At 74.0% G+C, this 19039-nt stretch carries 17 protein-coding genes; 11 read left to right on the top strand and 6 right to left on the bottom strand.

The window, feature by feature from the left end:
* Positions 1 to 82: 82 nt before the first annotated feature.
* Positions 83 to 1141: a DNA integrity scanning diadenylate cyclase DisA gene (gene disA, locus ACGF1Z_RS19930; protein WP_393006887.1), complete on the bottom strand. Its 1059-nt coding sequence runs from the start codon at positions 1139 to 1141 to the stop codon at positions 83 to 85.
* Between the two features lie 147 nt (positions 1142 to 1288).
* Positions 1289 to 2692, bottom strand: a complete 1404-nt coding sequence (gene radA / locus ACGF1Z_RS19925) for a DNA repair protein RadA (protein ID WP_393005725.1) — start codon at positions 2690 to 2692, stop codon at positions 1289 to 1291.
* Positions 2693 to 2887: 195 nt separating this feature from the next.
* Between radA and ACGF1Z_RS19920 the strand changes: the two genes are divergently transcribed.
* Positions 2888 to 4579, top strand: a complete 1692-nt coding sequence (locus tag ACGF1Z_RS19920) for a hypothetical protein (protein ID WP_393005723.1) — start codon at positions 2888 to 2890, stop codon at positions 4577 to 4579.
* A gap of 160 nt (positions 4580 to 4739) precedes the next feature.
* Here the strand turns inward: ACGF1Z_RS19920 and ACGF1Z_RS19915 are convergent, their stop codons facing one another.
* Positions 4740 to 5525 (bottom strand): hypothetical protein, encoded by a 786-nt coding sequence (locus ACGF1Z_RS19915; protein WP_393006885.1) that lies wholly within the window; start codon positions 5523 to 5525, stop codon positions 4740 to 4742.
* 122 nt (positions 5526 to 5647) lie between these two features.
* Here ACGF1Z_RS19915 and ACGF1Z_RS19910 point away from each other — a divergent pair, with 122 nt between their 5' ends.
* From ACGF1Z_RS19910 to ilvD, 4 genes are all read left to right on the top strand, one after another.
* Positions 5648 to 6574, top strand: a complete 927-nt coding sequence (locus tag ACGF1Z_RS19910) for a Ppx/GppA family phosphatase (protein ID WP_393005721.1) — start codon at positions 5648 to 5650, stop codon at positions 6572 to 6574.
* A 190-nt stretch (positions 6575 to 6764) separates the two neighbouring features.
* On the top strand, positions 6765 to 7607 hold the full coding sequence (locus ACGF1Z_RS19905; protein ID WP_393005719.1) for a sugar phosphate isomerase/epimerase family protein: 843 nt from the start codon (positions 6765 to 6767) through the stop codon (positions 7605 to 7607).
* Entirely contained in the window at positions 7604 to 8218 is a 615-nt protein-coding gene (locus tag ACGF1Z_RS19900) for a TetR family transcriptional regulator (protein WP_393005717.1), read from the top strand. Before ACGF1Z_RS19905 ends, ACGF1Z_RS19900 begins: the two co-directional genes overlap by 4 nt.
* A gap of 94 nt (positions 8219 to 8312) precedes the next feature.
* Positions 8313 to 10166: a dihydroxy-acid dehydratase gene (ilvD, locus tag ACGF1Z_RS19895; RefSeq protein ID WP_393005715.1), complete on the top strand. Its 1854-nt coding sequence runs from the start codon at positions 8313 to 8315 to the stop codon at positions 10164 to 10166.
* A gap of 109 nt (positions 10167 to 10275) precedes the next feature.
* On the opposite strand, the gene ACGF1Z_RS19890 is transcribed toward ilvD, so the two are convergent.
* Positions 10276 to 12411, bottom strand: a complete 2136-nt coding sequence (locus ACGF1Z_RS19890) for a protein kinase (protein ID WP_393005713.1) — start codon at positions 12409 to 12411, stop codon at positions 10276 to 10278.
* A 169-nt stretch (positions 12412 to 12580) separates the two neighbouring features.
* On the opposite strand from ACGF1Z_RS19890, the gene ACGF1Z_RS19885 reads away from it, so the two are divergent.
* The 5 genes from ACGF1Z_RS19885 (at position 12581) to proC (ending at position 15965) form a co-directional block, all read left to right on the top strand.
* A complete protein-coding gene (locus ACGF1Z_RS19885; protein WP_393005711.1) occupies positions 12581 to 12877 on the top strand; it encodes an SH3 domain-containing protein in 297 nt (98 codons plus the stop codon).
* Positions 12878 to 12913: 36 nt separating this feature from the next.
* On the top strand, positions 12914 to 13429 hold the full coding sequence (locus ACGF1Z_RS19880) for a hypothetical protein (protein WP_393005709.1): 516 nt from the start codon (positions 12914 to 12916) through the stop codon (positions 13427 to 13429).
* Positions 13430 to 13521: 92 nt separating this feature from the next.
* Positions 13522 to 14331 carry an ABC transporter ATP-binding protein gene (locus ACGF1Z_RS19875; protein WP_393005707.1) on the top strand — a complete coding sequence of 270 codons (810 nt, stop codon included), beginning with the start codon at positions 13522 to 13524 and terminating at the stop codon, positions 14329 to 14331.
* Positions 14328 to 15071, top strand: coding sequence for an ABC transporter permease (locus ACGF1Z_RS19870; RefSeq protein ID WP_393005705.1), 744 nt, complete (start codon positions 14328 to 14330; stop codon positions 15069 to 15071). The genes ACGF1Z_RS19875 and ACGF1Z_RS19870 overlap by 4 nt, the downstream gene beginning before the upstream one ends.
* An 84-nt stretch (positions 15072 to 15155) precedes the next feature.
* Positions 15156 to 15965: a pyrroline-5-carboxylate reductase gene (gene proC / locus ACGF1Z_RS19865; RefSeq protein WP_393005703.1), complete on the top strand. Its 810-nt coding sequence runs from the start codon at positions 15156 to 15158 to the stop codon at positions 15963 to 15965.
* A 9-nt stretch (positions 15966 to 15974) separates the two neighbouring features.
* On the opposite strand, the gene ACGF1Z_RS19860 is transcribed toward proC, so the two are convergent.
* Entirely contained in the window at positions 15975 to 16598 is a 624-nt protein-coding gene (locus ACGF1Z_RS19860) for a cysteine hydrolase family protein (RefSeq protein ID WP_393005701.1), read from the bottom strand.
* 74 nt (positions 16599 to 16672) lie between these two features.
* Here ACGF1Z_RS19860 and ACGF1Z_RS19855 point away from each other — a divergent pair, with 74 nt between their 5' ends.
* Complete coding sequence (locus ACGF1Z_RS19855) at positions 16673 to 17683, top strand: GlxA family transcriptional regulator (RefSeq protein ID WP_393005699.1); 1011 nt, start codon at positions 16673 to 16675, stop codon at positions 17681 to 17683.
* On the opposite strand, the gene trpS is transcribed toward ACGF1Z_RS19855, so the two are convergent.
* Positions 17650 to 18648 (bottom strand): tryptophan--tRNA ligase, encoded by a 999-nt coding sequence (gene trpS / locus ACGF1Z_RS19850; protein WP_393005697.1) that lies wholly within the window; start codon positions 18646 to 18648, stop codon positions 17650 to 17652. The genes ACGF1Z_RS19855 and trpS overlap by 34 nt on opposite strands.
* Positions 18649 to 19039 lie beyond the last annotated feature (391 nt).

The raw sequence follows: 19039 nt of genomic DNA, 5'->3' as shown, positions 1-19039 counted from the left end.
TCGCCGGGAGCCAGGAGCGGAGCGGAGCCCGGGGCCCCGCTCCGCTCCTCTCGTCCGTGGGCGTACCGCCGGACGGCAGGGCCTAGACGTACCGCTCCAGGATCGAGGACTCCGCGAGCCGCGACAGGCCCTCGCGGACGCTGCGCGCCCGGGCCTCGCCGACCCCGTCCACCGTCTGCAGGTCGTCCACGCTCGCCGCGAGCAGCTTCTGCAGCCCGCCGAAGTGCTCCACGAGGCGCTCGATGATCGCGCCGGGCAGGCGCGGCACCTTGGCGAGCAGCCGGTATCCGCGCGGGGAGACCGCCGAGTCCAGGGTCTCGGGGGAGCCGCTGTAGCCGAGCGCCCGTGCCACTATCGGCAGTTCGAGCAGCTCGGCGTGGGTCAGCGCGTCCAGTTCGGTCAGCGCCTCGGGGACCGTGCGGGAGCGCTTGGCGGTCGGCTCCGGCACGTAGTCGCGGATGACCAGCTCGCGCTCCGGCTCCACGCCCGCGATCAGCTCGTCGAGCTGCAGCGAGAGCAGCCGGCCGTCGGTGCCGAGCTCGACCACGTACTCCGCGATCTCGGTGGCGATCCGGCGCACCATCTCCAGGCGCTGCGCGACGGCGGTGACGTCGCGGACGGTCACCAGGTCCTCGATCTCCAGGGCGGAGAGCGTGCCGGCCACCTCGTCCAGGCGGAGCTTGTACCGCTCCAGGGTCGCGAGGGCCTGGTTGGCGCGGGACAGGATCGCCCCGGACTCCTCCAGGACCCGGCGCTCGCCGTTGACGTACAGGGCGATCAGCCGCATCGACTGCGAGACCGACACGACCGGGAAGCCGCACTGCTTGGAGACCCGGTCCGCCGTACGGTGCCGGGTGCCGGTCTCCTCGGTCGGGATGGACGCGTCCGGCACGAGCTGCACGCCGGCCCGCAGGATCTTGCTGATGTCCTTGTCGAGGACGATCGCCCCGTCGAGCTTGCACAGCTCGCGCAGCCGGGTCGCGGTGAACTCGACGTCGATCACGAAACCGCCGGTGCACATCGCCTCGACGGACTTGTCCATGCCCAGCACGATCAGGCCGCCCGTGTTGCCCCGGAGGATGCGTTCGAGCCCGTCGCGGAGGGCGGTGCCGGGGGCGACGGCACTGAGCGACGCACGCATCAGTGCCTCGTTGTCCTTGGCTGCCACTGCACTCCTCCGGCTCGTACGGATGGGCGAGACCAGGGCAAAGTCTAGCGACACCGCCCCGCGGCCCTCCGCCGCGCGCCGGGAGCCCGCCCGGCGACCGGGCGGGCCACGCTCCTCTCCCTACCCCTCCGCCTCCTGCGGCGCACGCGTCCGGCGGCTGAGCGGCAGCACCCGCAGGGCGTCGCCCATGTCGGCCACCTCGGTGACCTTCATGCCCGGCGGCACCTTGCCGGGATCGCCGGGGACCAGCGCGTGCGTGAAGCCGAGCCGGTGTGCCTCGGCGAGCCGGCGCTGCACGCCGGTCACCCGGCGGACCTCGCCGGCGAGCCCGACCTCGCCGATCGCCACGAGGTTCTTCGGCAGCGGCGTGTCGCTGGCGGCGGAGGCGAGCGCGAGCGCGATGGCCAGGTCGGCGGCGGGCTCGGACAGCTTCACGCCGCCGACCGTCGCACTGTAGATGTCCCGCTTGCCGAGCGCGCTGATCCGGCCGCGCTGCTCCAGGACGGCCAGCATCATCGAGACCCGGGAGGTCTCCAGACCGGAGGTGGTGCGGCGCGGCGAGGGGATCTGCGAGTCCACCGTGAGCGCCTGCACCTCGGCCACCAGCGGCCGGCGGCCCTCCAGGGTGACCGTCAGACAGGTGCCGGGCACGGCCACGTCGCGGCGGGTGAGGAACAGGCCGGAGGGGTCGGTCAGCCCGGTGATGCCCTCGTCGTGCAGCTCGAAGCAGCCGACCTCGTCCGTCGCCCCGTACCGGTTCTTCACACCGCGGACCAGGCGGAGCCGGGCGTGCCGGTCGCCCTCGAAGTGCAGCACCACGTCGACCAGGTGCTCCAGGAGCCGGGGGCCGGCGATGGCGCCGTCCTTGGTCACATGGCCGACGAGCAGGGTCGACATGCCCCGCTCCTTGGAGGCGCGGATCAGGGCGCCGGCGACCTCGCGGACCTGCGCCATGCCGCCGGGGGCGCCGTCGATCTCGGGCGAGGCGACGGTCTGCACCGAGTCGAGGACCAGCAGCGAGGGCTTGACCTCGTCCAGGTGCGCGAGGACGGCGGACAGGTCGGTCTCGGCCGCCAGGTAGAGGTGGTCGCTGAGGGCGTCGATCCGGTCGGCGCGCAGCCGGACCTGGCTCGCGGACTCCTCGCCCGTCACGTACAGCGTGCGGTGCGCGTCGCTGGCCGCCTTGGCCGCCACGTCGAGCAGCAGCGTGGACTTGCCGACGCCCGGCTCGCCCGCGATCAGCACGACCGCGCCCGGCACCAGTCCGCCGCCGAGCACCCGGTCGAGCTCGGCGACCCCGGTGCTGCGGGCGGTCGCCTGCCGCCCGTCGACCTGCCCGATCGGCACCGCGGCGCTGGAGACCCGCCCGGCGGCGGTGGTCCGCACGGCGGGCGTGCCGTACTCCTCGACCGTCCCCCAGGCCTGGCACTCCGGGCAACGTCCGAGCCATTTGGCGGTCTGCCAGCCGCACTCGGTGCAGCGGTAGGACGGCCGGTCCTTGGCGGTTTTGGTACGAGCAGCCATGGGCGACACCGTAGCCCCCGCCACCGACAACGCCGTCCCGCCGAGGGCGGAACGGTGGAGGAACAGGGCGGAAGGGCGCGAGAACCGGACGGAGGTCCGGGTTCCTGTCCCCCTTCGTGTGGCGCCTTCACCCGTACGGGTTAAAAGTGTGCAAGCGGTGCGAAGACCCCCCTCGCCCCCGCCTACGGTCGCCCAGTGACGAGCAGCAGGCTGGAACAACCGACCCGAAGCACCGGAGGCCCCCGCACCCCCGGCCAGCGGCCCCCCGCCCGGTACGAGGAGTACCTGGACGGCCTCTTCACCTACTGCCTCTCGGTGCTCTGCGACCACGACACGGCCACCGCCGTCCTCGGCGACGTCCTCGCCGTGGCCGAGCGCCACCAGGGCCGCTGCCCCGCCGACGCCTCCGGCCGCCGCGCCTGGCTCTACGCCCTGGCCCGCTGGGCCTGTCTGCGCAGCCTCGGCGAGCAGCGCCGCAGGCGGCAGGGCGCCCACACCGGCCGCTCCGCGGCCGCGGAGCCCGCCCCGCCCCGCGTCTCGCCCGAGGCCGCGGAGCGCCGCCGTGCCGAACTCGCCGCGCTCGCCTGGCCCGAGGCCGCCGGCACCACGCCCGAGCAGCGCGAGGCCCTGGAGCTCGCCGTCCGGCACGGCCTGGGCCAGCGCGAGGTCGCCGCCGTGCTCTCCCTCGACCCGCTCGCCGCCCGCGAGCTGCTCTCCTCCGCCGGCTGCGAGGTCGAACGCACCCGCGCCGCCCTCGCCGTCGTCGAGACCGGCGACTGCCCCACCGTCGCCCGGCTCACCGGCGACCACCAGGTGCTGCTCTCCGCCACGCTGCGCGCCGAGCTCGTCCGGCACGTCGACGACTGTCCGCGCTGCCGCCGCGCCGCCGAACGGGCCGGCGCGGGCAGCTGGCCCGGTGCCGCAGCCGCGCCCGCCGGCCGGCTCCCGATCGTCGAGGCGCCGCGGGCCGCCGCCTACGTGGCGATGATGCACGTCCCGCGCTCCCGGGCCGGCGCACCCCGCTTCGGCCCGACCGGCTTCCCGATGGACCCCAAGGACCACGCGGCCCGCCGCGACCGCATGCGGGCCCGCGCCGTCACCACCACCGTGGTGGCCGCGGTCGTCGCCGCCCCGGTCCTCGCCCTGTGGGCCTCGTACCGCGGCGCGCCGGTCGAGGGGGAGGGCCAGGACGGGTCCCGGATCAGCGCGCGGGAGGCGGACGAACCGGGCGGCTCGCGCGGCGGCCCCGACGGACGCCCCGGCGGCCGCTACGAGAACGCGGGCAACGCCCGCACCACCCCCGACCCCCGCTTCACCCGCGGCAGCCGCTCCCCGGACGTCTCCGTCGAGGTCATCAGCCCCGGCGCCCCCGCGACCCCGTCCGAGCCGGGCCGGCCCGCACCCGCCCGGATCACCGTCAGCGCGCGCGGCAGCGGCTCGACGACCCTGCTCACCCTCACCAACGAGGGCGGCGCGCCCGCCGACTGGACGCTCTGGTCCGACGCGCCCTGGCTCTACGTGAGCCAGGCCTCCGGCACCCTGCGGCCCGGCGAGTCTGTCACCGTCCGGATCTTCGTCGACCGCTCCCGCGAGCCGGCCGGCGCCTGGAGCGCCCGCGTCGGCGTCGAGCCCTCGGGCGCCGTCGTACGGATCGGCGGTTACGGGGAGACGCCGCCGCCCACGACGACCGAGCCGACCACCCCGCCGGCCACCGGGGAACCGACGACCACCCCGCCGACCAGCGAGCCGCCGACCACCCCGCCGCCGACGACCGAGCCGACGACCGAGCCCCCGACCACGGAGCCGACCACCGAGCCGACGACCCCCGCGCCGACGGACTCGCCGACCGACTCCCCGAGCACGGACCCCGCGCCGACGACCCCCTGAGGCCCCGGCGGACCGGCACCGGGCGAGGACGCACGCCACGGCGCCGGGCGCGGCGGGGCGGTCTCCCTGCGGCGCGGGGTGCGGCGGGGGTGGTGTCGCTACGGCGCCGGGTGCCGCGGGGCGGTCTCCCTGTGGTGCCGGATGCGGCGGGGCGGTGTCGTTACGGCGCCGGGTCGGCCGGGTGCGGGGCGACCAGCGGCAGCTGCGCGGCGAGCCGCGCCTCGCACAGCCCCACCAGCACGTCGTAGGCCGCCTTGCCCATCATCTCGACGAGCTCGGGCCGGTAGGACACGTACACCGGCTCCCCGCCGACGTGCGCCGAGCTCGCCGTCGTGCAGTACCAGTGCAGGTCGTGGCCGCCCGGGCCCCAGCCGCGCCGGTCGTACTCGCCGATCGACACCTGGAGCACCCGGGTGTCGTCCGGCCGGTCGATCCAGTCGTAGGTCCGCCGCACCGGCAGCTGCCAGCACACGTCGGGCTTGGTCTCCAGCGGCTCCCGGCCCTCCCGCACGGCCAGGATGTGCAGGGAGCAGCCCGCGCCGCCCGCGAAGCCCGGGCGGTTCTGGAAGATGCAGGAGCCCTCCCAGCGGCGGGTCTGCCGGTCGCCGTCCTCGTCGACCTGCACCCAGCCCGACTCGGTGCCGACGCCGTGGAACTGCCACAGCTCCGGCGTGAGCCGCGCCACGTGACCGGCGACCCGCTTCTCGTCGTCCTCGTCGGAGAAGTGCGCGCCGAGCGTGCAGCAGCCGTCGTCGGCCCGCCCCTCCTGGATGCCCTGGCAGCCGTTCCCGAAGATGCACGTCCAGCGGGAGGTGAGCCAGGTCAGGTCACAGCGGTAGACCTGCTCCTCGTCCTCGGGGTCGGCGAACTCGACCCAGGCGCGCGGGAAGTCCAGACCCTTCTCGTCGGGCTCCTCGCCCTGGGCCCGCTTCTTCCCGACCTTCACCGCCTTGGCCGCGTGCGCGGCCCTCGCGGCGCTCTCGTCGGTACTGCCTTTGCCCGGCTTCGCCTTCTTCGTCTTTGGCACAAGTCCAAGCGTATGCGGGCGGGCGCAGTAGCGTTCCGTCCATGAGACTCGGAGTCCTCGACGTCGGTTCGAACACAGTGCACCTGCTGGTGGTGGACGCCCACCCCGGCGCCCGTCCGCTGCCCGCCCACTCCCACAAGGCGGAGCTGCGCCTCGCCGAGCTCCTCGACGAGCGCGGGGCCATCGCCGACGCGGGGGTCGAGCGGCTCGTCGCCACCGTCCTCGACGCGCTCACGGCCGCCGAGGACAAGGGCTGCGAGGAGGTGCTGCCGTTCGCGACCTCCGCCGTGCGCGAGGCGAGCAACGCCGACGAGGTCCTCGCCCGCGTCTACGAGGAGACCGGGATCGCGCTCCAGGTGCTCAGCGGCGAGGAGGAGGCCCGGCTCACCTTCCTGGCCGCCCGGCGCTGGTTCGGCTGGTCCGCGGGCAAGCTGTTCCTGCTGGACATCGGCGGCGGCTCGCTCGAGGTCGCGTCCGGCAACGACGAGGAGCCCGACACGGCCGTCTCGCTGCCGCTCGGCGCCGGCCGGCTCACCTCGGGCTGGCTGCCCGGGGACCCGGCGGACCCGGAGGACGTGAAGGCGCTGCGCCGTCACGTCCGCGCGCAGATCGCCCGGACGGTCGGCGAGTTCAACCGCTTCGGGCGTCCCGACCACGTCGTGGCCACCTCGAAGACCTTCAAGCAGCTCGCGCGCATCGCCGGCGCCCCCGGCTCCGGATTCGGCCTCTACGTCCAGCGCAACCTCAGCCGCAAGTCCCTGGAGGAGTGGGTCCCGCGGCTCGCCGCCATGACCGTCGCCGAGCGCGCCGCGCTCCCCGGGGTCTCCGAGGGCCGGGCCGGCCAGCTCCTGGCGGGCGCCCTCGTCGCGGAGGGCGCGATGGACCTGTTCGGCATCGACGAGCTGGAGATCTGTCCCTGGGCGCTCCGGGAGGGCGTGATCCTGCGCCGTCTGGACCACCTGCCGTAGCCGCGGCCGCGGGCCTGCGCCGTCTGGACCACCTGCCGTGGCCGCGGCCGCGGGCTGCGCCGTGTGGAGGACCCGCCGTGCCCCCCTCGCGGTGCACCGCCGGCCGTGGCCCCGGCCGCGGCAGGCGGGGCCCGGGCGGGGTGACCGGAACCACGCCCCGGTCCTCCGGCCCGCCCCGTACGCTGTCTCCGTGGCAGAACCAGCGGTGCGCATCCCGGATGCGAAGGTCGCGCTGTCGACGGCCTCGGTCTATCCGGAGTCGACGGCGACGGCCTTCGAGGTCGCCGCGCGCCTCGGTTACGACGGGGTCGAGGTCATGGTGTGGACCGATCCGGTCAGCCAGGACATCGAGGCCCTGCGCCGCCTGTCGGACTACCACCAGGTGCCGATCCTCGCCGTGCACGCCCCCTGCCTGCTGATCACCCAGCGGGTCTGGTCCACCGACCCGTGGGTCAAGCTCCAGCGTGCCCGGGCGGCGGCCGAGAAGCTGGGCGCCTCGACGGTCGTCGTGCACCCCCCGTTCCGCTGGCAGCGCCAGTACGCGCGGGACTTCGTCAGCGGCATCTGGCGGATGGCCGACGAGACGGACGTGCGGTTCGCGGTGGAGAACATGTACCCGTGGCGGTACAAGGACCGCGAGGTGCTCGCGTACGCCCCCGAGTGGGACGTCACGAAGGACGACTACCGGCACTTCACCATCGACCTCTCGCACACCGCGACCGCCCGCACCGACACCCTGGCGATGGTCGACCGGATGGGCGACCGCCTCGGCCACGTCCACCTCGCCGACGGGCGCGGCTCCGCCAAGGACGAGCACCTGGTGCCCGGCCGCGGCAACCAGCCGTGCGCCGAGCTCCTGGAGCGACTGGCCCGCAGCGGCTACGACGGGCACGTCGTCATCGAGGTCAACACCCGCCGGGCGATGTCCTCCGCCGAACGCGAGGCCGACCTCGCCGAGGCCCTCGCCTTCACCCGGCTCCACCTCGCGGCCCCGGGTGCCCCGGCGGTGCCGCCCCGGGTGCCCGGCGCATGACCGACGCGTCCCCCCGGCGGCGCGGCCGCCCCTCCCGTACCGCCGCGGAGGACAGCGGACCCGGCGCGCGGGAGCGGATCCTGGAGGCGGCGCGGGCGCAGTTCGCCGAGCGCGGCTACGACAAGACCTCGGTGCGCGGCATCGCCAAGGCCGCCGGGGTCGACCCGGCACTCGTGCACCACTACTTCGGCACCAAGGACGAGGTCTTCGGGGCGGCGATCGAGGTCTCGTTCGAGCCCGCGACCGTCGTGCCGGCCATCGTGAGCGGCCCGCGCGACGCGATCGGCGAGCGCCTCGCCCGCTTCTTCATCTCCGTGTGGGAGAACCCGGCGACCCGCGCCCCGCTGCTCGCGATCATCCGCTCCGCGCTGACCCACGAGGCCGCGGCCAAGGTGCTGCGCGGGTTCGTGCTGCGCCGGCTACTGGAGCGGATCGCCGCCGAGCTCGACGTACCGGAGCCGAAGTTCCGGGCCGAGCTGGCCGCCTCGCACATGATCGGGATCGCGATCCTGCGTTACGTGATCCAGGTCGAGCCGCTGGCCTCGGCGGACCCGGAGGAGATCGTGGCCCAGGTGTCGCCGACCCTCCAGCGCTACCTGACCGAAGGCTGAACATCCGTCCCGCATCGCGGACGGCATGTCCAGATCCTGGAGTGGGAGCGTACGCTCGACTTCAGGCACATCCATCACTGAGGAGCGAGCGACGATGCCCGAGCTGAGGTCCCGCACTGTCACCCACGGCCGCAATATGGCGGGCGCCCGCGCCCTTATGCGCGCCTCCGGTGTACCGGGCGCGGACATCGGACGGAAGCCGATCATCGCGGTGGCGAACTCGTTCACCGAGTTCGTCCCCGGCCACACCCACCTGCAGCCGGTGGGCCGGATCGTCTCCGAGGCCATCACGGCCGCCGGCGGCATCGCCCGCGAGTTCAACACGATCGCGGTCGACGACGGCATCGCCATGGGCCACGGCGGCATGCTCTACAGCCTGCCCTCCCGCGACCTGATCGCGGACAGCGTGGAGTACATGGTCGAGGCGCACTGCGCCGACGCCCTGATCTGCATCTCCAACTGCGACAAGATCACCCCCGGCATGCTGATGGCCGCCCTGCGCCTCAACATCCCGACGGTCTTCGTCTCCGGCGGCCCGATGGAGTCCGGCCGCGCCACGCTCGTCGACGGCACCGTCCGCACCCTCGACCTGGTCGACGCGATCTCCGAGGCCGTCAACGACAAGGTCTCCGACGAGGACATCCTCCGCATCGAGGAGAACGCCTGTCCGACCTGCGGGTCCTGTTCCGGCATGTTCACCGCCAACTCGATGAACTGCCTGACCGAGGCCATCGGCCTCTCCCTGCCCGGCAACGGCTCCGTCCTCGCCACCCACACCGCCCGCCGCGCGCTGTACGAGAACGCCGCCCGCACGGTCGTCGACATCACCCGTCGCTACTACGACGAGGACGACGCCTCCGTCCTGCCGCGGAACATCGCCACCCGCGCGGCCTTCGAGAACGCCATGGCGCTCGACATCGCCATGGGCGGCTCGACGAACACGATCCTGCACCTGCTCGCCGCCGCCCAGGAGGCCGAGCTGGACTACGGCCTGAGCGACATGAACGAGGTCTCGCGCCGCGTCCCCTGCCTGGCCAAGGTCGCCCCGAACGTCGCCCCCCGCGGCACGTACTACATGGAGGACGTGCACCGGGCCGGCGGCATCCCCGCCATCCTCGGCGAGCTGCACCGCGCGGGCCTGCTCAACGAGGACGTCCACGCCGTCCACAGCCCCACCCTCGGCGACTGGCTGAAGAACTGGGACGTGCGCGGCGGCTCCCCCTCCGAGGAGGCCGTCGAGCTGTGGCACGCGGCCCCCGGCTGCGTCCGCTCCTCCGAGGCCTTCTCCCAGTCCGAGCGCTGGGACACCCTCGACCTGGACGCCGAGGGCGGCTGCATCCGCGACGCGGCGAACGCCTACTCCAAGGACGGCGGCCTCGCCGTGCTCCGCGGCAACCTCGCCGTCGACGGCTGCGTGGTGAAGACCGCCGGCGTCGACGAGTCGATCTGGACCTTCGAGGGCCCGGCGGTCGTCTGCGAGTCGCAGGAGGAGGCCGTCGAGAAGATCCTCAACAAGCAGGTCAAGGACGGCGACGTGGTCGTCATCCGCTACGAGGGCCCCAAGGGCGGCCCCGGCATGCAGGAGATGCTCTACCCGACCTCCTTCCTCAAGGGGCGCGGCCTGGGCAAGACCTGCGCCCTGGTCACCGACGGGCGCTTCTCCGGCGGCACCTCGGGCCTCTCCATCGGCCACGCCTCCCCGGAGGCCGCGTCCGGCGGCACCATCGCCCTCGTCGAGGACGGCGACCGCATCCGCATCGACATCCCGTCCCGCTCGATCGAGCTGCTGGTCGATGACGCCACCCTGGCCGCCCGCCGCGAGGCGCTGAACGGCGTCTACGCCCCGAAGAACCGCCGGCGCAAGGTGTCGGCGGCGCTGCGGGCCTACGCGGCGATGGCGACGAGCGCCGACAAGGGCGCGGTGCGCGACGTGTCGAAGCTCGGCTGACGCCGGTAAGGGACCGACGCGCGGACCGACGCGAACGGCGGTGCGGGAACCCCCCGGGGCTTCCCGCACCGCCGTTCGCGCGTCCTGCCGGCCGGGCGGGGCGCCCCGCTCACCAGTTCCCGGGGTGCCGCCCGTCCACCGCGAAGACCGAGCCGTCCGGGGCCGTTCCGAAGACCCGGTTCCCGGCCGCCACGGGCGCCGGCACGGACGGGACGTAGCCCAGCCGCCCGCCGCCCAGCCGCGGCCGGGTCTGGCCGGCGAGGACACCGCGGGCCGTGTCGATCGCGAGCAGGCGTCCGTCGGAGGCGGACACGTACAGCCGGTCGCCGTCGGCGGCGGTGGGCGCCGAGACGTTGCCGCTGCCGGTCTCCAGCTCCCAGCGGATTCGCTGCCCGTCGAGGTCGACGGCGGTCAGGCGGCCGAGCCCGGTCAGCAGGTACACGGAGGAGCCGTGCACGGTGACCGAGGGGTTGTCGAGGCGGTACGGCAGAGCGAAGCGGCGTGTCTCCCCGCGCGCGGGGTCGAGGCGGACCAGGGCCTCCGTCTTCGTGCCCCGGTAGGCGTCGGAGAGCACCAGCGCGCCGCCCGTGCCGTAGCCGACCGGGGTCAGGTCCCCCTTGAGGCGGTGGGACCAGGCGACCTCGCCGGAGGCCGGCCGGATCGCGGAGACCACCGTGTGCGCCCCGTCGGCGGCCGACTCGAAGACGGTCAGCAGCCCGGTCGCCGGGTCGTAGGGGCCCGGCTGCGGGACGCCGTGGCCGGGCAGCGCGTGCCGCCACACCTGCCTGCCGGTGCGGCTGTCGACGGCACGCAGCTGCCTTGTGTTGCCGCAGAGGACGACGACGGGACCGGCCGCTCGGGCGGACTCGGGCGCGGCCGGGCGGGTGCGCCAGCCGGGCGCGCCGCCCCGGGCGGCGTGGCTGCGCAGGCCGCCGGTGGTGGCGACGGCCACCGTGTCGCCGGACAGCGCCAGGGGGGCGGCCGGAGCCGCGGGGGCGGGGTCCTCGGCCGGCTGCGACCAGACGACCCGGCCGGTCGCCGCGTCGAGCCGGGCGACGCCGATGCCGAGGCCCGAGCAGTAGAGGGCGCCTTCGGCGAGGGCGCAGGCGGGGGCGGCGGTCCCGCCGCCCTTCACGAGGGGGGTCTGCCAGCCGGCGAAGGACTCGGCGGCCTCCGCCGGGCGGGCCGGGGCGGCCGGCTTCGCGCCGTCCCGGGCGCCGAGCAGGGCGACGGCGCCGCCGGCCGCCAGGGCGAGGACGACACCGAGGGCGATCGGCAGCCGGCGGTCGCGGCGCTTGCGCGGGGCCGCGGCCCGTAGGGGCGTGTCGGCGTCCCAGGCCCCGGAGGGCACGGCGGGGGAGGACACGGCCGTGGGACCCGGGGCACGGCGCTGGGCGGGTATGAAGGCGTTCGCCTCGTACGAGGGGGGCAGCAGCGCCGCCATGATCTCGGCGGGCGTGGGGCGCTCGGCGGGGTCCTTGGCCAGGCAGCGGGCCACGAGCGGCGCCAGCTCGTCCGGCACGCCGGTCAGGTCGGGCTCGTCGTGGACGACCTGGTACGCCACGATGTAGGGGCTGTCGGAGTCGAAGGGGCCGTGGCCGGTGGCCGCGTGCACGAGGACCGAGCCGAGGGCGAACACGTCGGCGGCGGGCCCCACCTCGCGGGGCCGCTGGAACTGCTCGGGCGCCATGAAGGGCGGCGAGCCGATCAGCTTTCCCGTCTCCGTGTGGAGGTCGCTGTCGACCGGCCGGGAGATCCCGAAGTCGATGACCTTCGGCCCGGAGTCGGTGAGCAGCACGTTGCTGGGCTTCAGGTCCCGGTGGACCACGCCCGCCCGGTGGATGTCCCGCAGCGCCTCCGCGAGACCCGCGGTGAGCCGGCGCAGCTCGGCGCGGGACAGCGCACCGCTCCGCCTGACCTGGTCGGCGAGGGTGGGGCCGGGCACGTAGAGGGTCGCCATCCAGGGGCGTTCGGCGTCGGGGTCGGCGTCCACGACGGGGGCGGTGAAGGCGCCGCTCACCCGGCGCGCGGCGGCGACCTCCTGGCGGAAGCGGGCCCGGAACTCGGGGTCCTCCGCGTACTGCGCGTGCACCACCTTGACCGCGAGGCGCAGCCCCGAGGGGGAGGAGGCGAGGTGGACGACGCCCATGCCGCCGGACCCGAGACAGGCCTGGAGCCGGTACTCGCCCGCGTAGTCGGGCCCTTCCGCGCCCCGGTCGGCACCGGTACTGCGCAACGGCGGCATCGCCAACCCCCGTGTGGTTCCCCGTCGAGTCCGCGCGCGTGCGCGACGCACGGAGCCTAGTCGATGGTGCTGCCGATGTCGGTGGGGCTTGCTAGCCTGCGCGTCGCGCAGAGTGAAATTCACCGGAGCGTTTCCGAGGAAGCGCTTCCGCGTCGGACGGGGGAGTGGAATGAGTACGGAGAACGAGGCACTGGGGTCCGTGGCGACCGCGGCGGAGGCCGCGTCCTACCCGGTGGCCCCCGGCTACCGGGTGAACGTGCGCTCGGGGCCGGGCACCGCGTACCCGGTCGTGCGCACGCTGGCGGCGGGCTCCTGGGTGTCGATCCTCTGCCAGACGCCGGGCGAGTGGGTCAGCGGCCCCTACGGCACCACCAACATCTGGGACAACATCGGCAACGCCCAGTTCGTCTCCGACGCCTACGTGAACACGGGTCGCGACGGCTATGTGACCCACCGCTGCGGCTGACGACGGGTCCGTCGCCGCCCGGGGATAATCGATCCCGTGAGCGATGACAAGCCCGTGAGCGGCGAGCAGCAGAGCAAGGCCGGCACCCCCGCCGGGCCGCAGCCCGAGGAGCTCCGCTTCTTCGGCACGACCTGGGTGGACCACAGCGGCGCCTACGGGCTGCGCCGCCTGGGGGTGGCCGTCGGCTCGCTCGCCGCCGCGGTCGCGAGCTGCCTCGTGCTGCGTTTCGCCTACGAGGGCCTGGCGATCGCGAACGTCGGCGGTTTCGTCAACGCCCTCGTGGTCGTGATGTTCGCGGTCTGCAGCGCGATCGCCTTCCGCAGGACCTGGGACGGCTTCGTCCGCCGTCCCGCAGACCCGGCCCGCGAGGAGGCCCTGCGGAGCCTGAAGGCCATCGGCTTCATCGGCTCGCTCCTCGCCTACTTCGTCCGCAGCCTCACCGAGGCGCCCGGCGAGAGGCTCCTGCGGGCCGAGTACGAGGAGGCCGTCACGCGCTGGGAGAAGCGCCGCTCCGGCCGTCCCTCCACCCGCAAGAAGCCCAAGCGCCGGTAGCGCCCGCCGCTTCACGGTTCGCTTTCCGAGGACCCCCGGACGTCGTCCGGGGGTTCTTGACGTGTGCCACCCCCGGGCCCATTATTCATCGCATGATGAATAAAACCGGTGAGGCCGGCTCCGCCGCCCCCGAGGCCACCGGCGCGGCCGTCACCGCGACCGCCCTCACCGTCGTACGCGGCGACCGCACCGTCCTGCGCGGCCTCGACTTCACCGTCCCCCGCGGCCGCATCACCGGCCTCCTCGGCCCCTCCGGCTGCGGCAAGACCACCCTCATGCGCGCGATCGTCGGCACCCAGGCCAAGGTCACCGGCACCCTCGACATCCTCGGCCGGCCCGCCGGGGACCCCGCCCTGCGCTCCCGCATCGGCTACGTCACCCAGGCGCCCTCCGTCTACGACGACCTCACCGTGCGGCAGAACCTCGACTACTTCGCCGCCGTGCTCCTCCCCGGCCGCGCCCACCGCGCCGAGCGGCACGCCGCCGTCGACCGGGCCATCGCCGACGTCGACCTCACCTCCCACGCCGGAGCGCTCGCCGGGCGCCTCTCCGGCGGCCAGCGCAGCCGCGTCTCGCTCGCCGTCGCCCTCCTCGGCACCCCCGAACTCCTCGTCCTCGACGAACCGACCGTCGGCCTCGACCCGGTCCTCCGCCGCGACCTGTGGGACCTGTTCCACCACATCGCCGCCGACCGCGGCACCACGCTCCTGATCTCCTCCCACGTCATGGACGAGGCCGAACGCTGCCACCGACTGCTCCTGCTGCGCGAGGGCGAACTCCTCGCCGAGGACACCCCGGAAGCCCTCCGCCACCGCAACGACACCGCCACCGTCGAGGACGCCTTCCTCCAGCTCGTCGACGCCGCCGCGGCCCGCGCCACCACCCCCAAGGAGCAGCCGTGAACCCGGACCGCACCCTCGCCACCGCCGCCCGCGTCCTGCGCCAGCTCCGCCACGACCCGCGGTCGATCGCCCTGATGCTCGTCGTGCCCTGCCTGATGCTCTTCCTGCTCCGCTACGTCTTCGACGGCAGCCCGGAACCCCAGACCTTCAGCGGCATCGGCGCCTCGCTCCTCGGCATCTTCCCGCTCATCACCATGTTCCTGGTGACGTCCATCGCGACCCTGCGCGAACGCACCTCCGGCACCCTCGAACGCCTCCTGGCCCTGCCTCTCGGCAAGGGCGACCTGATCGCCGGCTACGCCCTCGCCTTCGGCCTGGTCGCCGTCGTCCAGTCCGTCCTCGCCACCGGCCTCGCCGTCGGGTTCCTCGGCCTCGACGTCGTCGGCTCCCCCTGGCTGCTCCTCCTCGTCGCCCTCCTCGACGCCCTGCTCGGCACCGCCCTCGGCCTCTTCGTCTCGGCCTTCGCCGCCTCGGAGTTCCAGGCCGTCCAGTTCATGCCGGCCGTGATCTTCCCCCAGCTCCTGCTCTGCGGCCTGTTCACCCCGCGCGACCGGATGGCCCCCGCCCTGGAGGCGATCTCGGACGTCCTGCCCATGTCGTACGCCGTCGACGGCATGAACCAGGTCCTGCACCACACCGACGTCACGGCCGACTTCGTCCGCGACGCCCTGGTCGTGGCCGGCTGCGCCGTCCTCGTCCTCGCCCTCGGCGCGGCCACCCTCCGCCGCCGCACCGCGTGACCGCCCCTCGGACACCCGCACCACGGCACGCGCCCCGGTGCGAGGATGGCGACACGTAACCCCTTCGGCGAGGTGAACAGAGCCATGACCCAGACCGTCGCAGTCCTCGGCACCGGCAAGATCGGTGAAGCGCTCCTCAGCGGCATGATCCGCGCCGGCTGGCGCCCCGCCAACCTCCTGGTCACGGCCCGCCGCACCGAACGCGCCGAGGAACTCCACGCCCGCTACGGGGTCGAGGCCGTCACCAACGCCGACGCCGCCAAGCGCGCCGACATCCTCATCCTCGCGGTGAAGCCCCAGGACATGGGCCGCCTCCTCGACGAGCTCGCCCCCCACGTCGCCGCCGACCGCCTCGTCATCAGCGCCGCCGCCGGCATCCCGACCGCCTTCATCGAGGAGCGCCTGACCGCGGGCACCCCGGTCGTCCGCGTCATGCCCAACACCCCCGTCCTCGTCGACGAGGGCATGTCCGTGATCTCCGCGGGCAGCCACGCCACCCCCGAACACCTCGTCCACACCGAGGAGATCTTCGGCGGCGTCGGCAAGACCCTGCGCGTCCCCGAGTCCCAGCAGGACGCCGCCACCGCACTCTCCGGCTCCGGACCGGCGTACTTCTACTACCTCGTCGAGGCCATGACCGACGCCGGCATCCTCCTCGGCCTGCCCCGCGCCCAGGCCCACGACCTGATCGTCCAGGCCGCCATCGGCGCCGCCGTCATGCTCCGCGACAGCGGCGAGCACCCGGTCAAGCTCCGCGAGGCCGTCACCTCCCCCGCCGGCACCACCATCTCCGCCATCCGCGAGCTGGAGAACCACGGCGTCCGGGCCGCCCTCATCGCCGCCCTGGAGGCCGCCCGCGACCGCAGCCGCGAGCTCGCCTCCGGCAACGGCTGACCACCCGGCCTAGTACGCGGCCGCCCCCTTCAGCACGTCCTGCGTGGACACCACCCGGGCGAACGCCCCGCCGTGCAGCGACACCGCCGTCGCCCGGGTCAGCTCCTCCGCGCTGCGCTCCCACCCGAACGGCCCGGCCAGGTCGAACGTGTGCATCGCGTCGATCGGGAACACCACGTCGTAACCGAGGTTCCCGGCCATCCGCGCGGTCGTCTCGTTGCACATGTTGGTCTGGATCCCGACGATCACGATCTGCCCCCGCCGACCGTCCGCGGCCCCGCCGCGGGCCGCCTCCCGCAGCCAGGCGTCCAGGTCCGGCTCCCCGTAGAACGCCGAGTTCACGCTCTTCGTCACCAGCAGCTCCGGCCCCGTCCCCTTCCCCCGCCGCTCCTCCACGACGTCCTTGAACGCGTTCCCCGCGCTCCCCGTCCGCAGCGGCGACCCCTCACGCGAGGAGTCGTGCCGCACGAACACCACCGGCCGCCCCGTCTCCTGCCACCTGTCGATCAGCGCCGCGATGTTCTCCTCGGCCGCCGGATTGTCCCGCCGCCCCCAGAACCCCTCGTCGTCGAACCCCTTCTGTACGTCGATGACCACCAGCGCCGCGTTCTCGTCGATCTCCGTGATGTCCATGCCCACGATCCTGCCGCCGGCCCCGCACCCACCCCAGAGGAAGAAAAGTCGGCGATCGATGGGTTACTGCCACCATGACGCCCCACCGCGAGACACCCCAGCGCATCGCCCTCCTCGCCTTCCCCGGCGTCCGCGCCTTCGACGTCTCCGTGATCACCGAGGTCTGGGGCAGCGACCGCAGCGCCCGGGGCGTCCCGCCCTTCGACCTCCGCCGCGTCGCCGCCGACCCGGCCACACCGGTCCCGCTCCGGGGCGGCCTCAGCCTCACCCCCGACCGCCCCCTCGACTGGCTCGGCGCACTCACCGCCACCGACCTCGTCCTCGTCCCCGGCATCGAGGATCCCGACGCCGACGTCCCCGCACCCGTCCTCGACGCCCTGCGCCGCGCCCACACCGCCGGCATCCCCGTCGCCTCCCTCTGCGCGGGCGCCTTCGTCCTCGCGCGCGCCGGCCTGCTCGACCACCGCCGCGCCGTCACCCACTGGCACCTGGCCGGGACCCTCGCCGACCGCTACCCGCAGGTCAGCGTCGAACCCGAGGCGCTCTTCGTCGAGGACACCGGCATCTGGACCTCCGCCGGCACCGCCGCCGGCATCGACCTGTGCCTCCACCTCGTCCGGACCGCCCACGGTGCCGAGGTCGCCGCCACCATCGCCCGCTCCATGGTCACCGCCCCCTTCCGCACCGGCACCCAGGCCCAGTTCATCGAACGCCCCACCCCGCGCGCCGACCGCGACGCGGACGCCCTCGCCGCCGTCCGCGCCCACGCCCTCACGACCATCGACCAGCCCCACACCGTCGCGAGCCTCGCCGCCCACGCCGGCATGTCCCCCCGCTCCTTCGCCCGCCACTTCCAGGCCACCACCGGCACGACCCCCCTCCACTGGCTCATCACCCAGCGCGTCGCCGCCGCCCAGAAACTCCTCGAACGCACGGATCACCCCCTCCCCGAAGTGGCCCGCCGCGCAGGCTTCGGCAGCGAGGTCACGATGCGCCAGCACTTCGCCTCGCACCTCGCCACCAGCCCGCGCGACTACCGCAACGCCTTCCGTCAGACGGCCGGCAACAGCCCGATCGCCCGATAGGCCGAGTCGACCAGCGGCCGCGCCATCCCGCGCGCCCGCTCGGCCCCCTCCCGCAGCACCCTGTCCACCTGCCCGGGATCCGCCGCGAGCTCGGCATGCCGCTCACGCACCGGCCGCAGCAGCTCCACCACCGCCTCCGCCGTGTCCTTCTTCAACGAGCCGTACGACGTGTACTCCCCGGCCAGCCCGACCGGGTCCCCGCCCGTCGCGGCCGCCAGCAGATCCAACAGGTTCGCGACCCCGGGAGCGGCCTCCCGGTCGTGGACGACCTCCCGCCCGCTGTCCGTCACCGCCCGCATGACCTTCCGCCGCACGGTGTCCGCGTCGTCGAGGAGATAGACGATCCCGGACCCGTTCTCGTGCGACTTCCCCATCTTCGAAGTCGGGTCCTGCAGATCCATCACCCGGGCCGCCACCGCCGGACTCGTCGCCTTCGGGACCGTGAACACCCGCCCGTACCGATGGTTGAACCGCACCGCCAGATCCCGTGCCAGCTCCACGTGCTGCGTCTGGTCCTCACCCACCGGTACCTCGTCGGTCCCGTAAGCGAGGATGTCCGCCGCCATCAGCGCCGGATACGTCAGCAGCGACAACCGCACGCTCTGCCCGGCGTCCCGGGCCCGGACGCTCTTCTCCTTGTACTGGATCATCCGGCGCATCTCGCCGTCCGTGGCCACGCACTCCATCAGGTACGAGAGCCGCGTGTGCTCGTCCACATGGCTCTGTACGAACACCGTGCACCGCTCCGGATCCAGTCCCGCGGCGAGCAGCAGCGTCGCCGCCTGCCGGCTCAGCCGGCGCACCCGCGCCGGATCGTGCTCCACCGTCAGCGCGTGCAGGTCCACGACGCTGAACAGCGCGTCCGCCTGGTGCTGGTCCACCTCGACCCACCGGCGTACGGCCCCGAGGTAATTGCCCAGCGTCAGGTGCCCGGTCGGCTTGACCCCACTGAAGATCCGCTTCATCGCGCTCGTTCTCCCTCTCTCCTGGCTCTCTCTGCCTGAGCGCCGCCGGCCCGTCGGCCGACCTCCCGGAGGGGGAGACACGAACGGCCGCCGAGGCGGCGGCCGTGTCTGCACGCGTGCGTACGGGCCGCCGTCAGGCGGCCCACCACTGGGTGGTGTGCGCACGCGTAGTCATGCGCAGAGGGTACGCCCCAGGCCCAGGGTTGACACGGGATTTCCCGGTCCGTAGTGTTCTCCGAGTTGTCCGACGTGAGCACCGACTCCGGTCGGCCCCGGACAGCGATTCCGCAAGAACTATCGACGCCTGACAGCACGCTCTTTTGTCGTGCCGTCCTGCGTTTCCGTGCGTTTTTGCGAAATGAGGAATCCGCGTTCGAAGGTGTGAACGTGC

This window comes from Streptomyces sp. NPDC048018 (assembly GCF_043202995.1).
Classification (GTDB): domain Bacteria; phylum Actinomycetota; class Actinomycetes; order Streptomycetales; family Streptomycetaceae; genus Streptomyces.
Note: the sequence above shows the minus strand (reverse complement) of the source record. Positions and strands in the feature narration are given on the sequence as shown.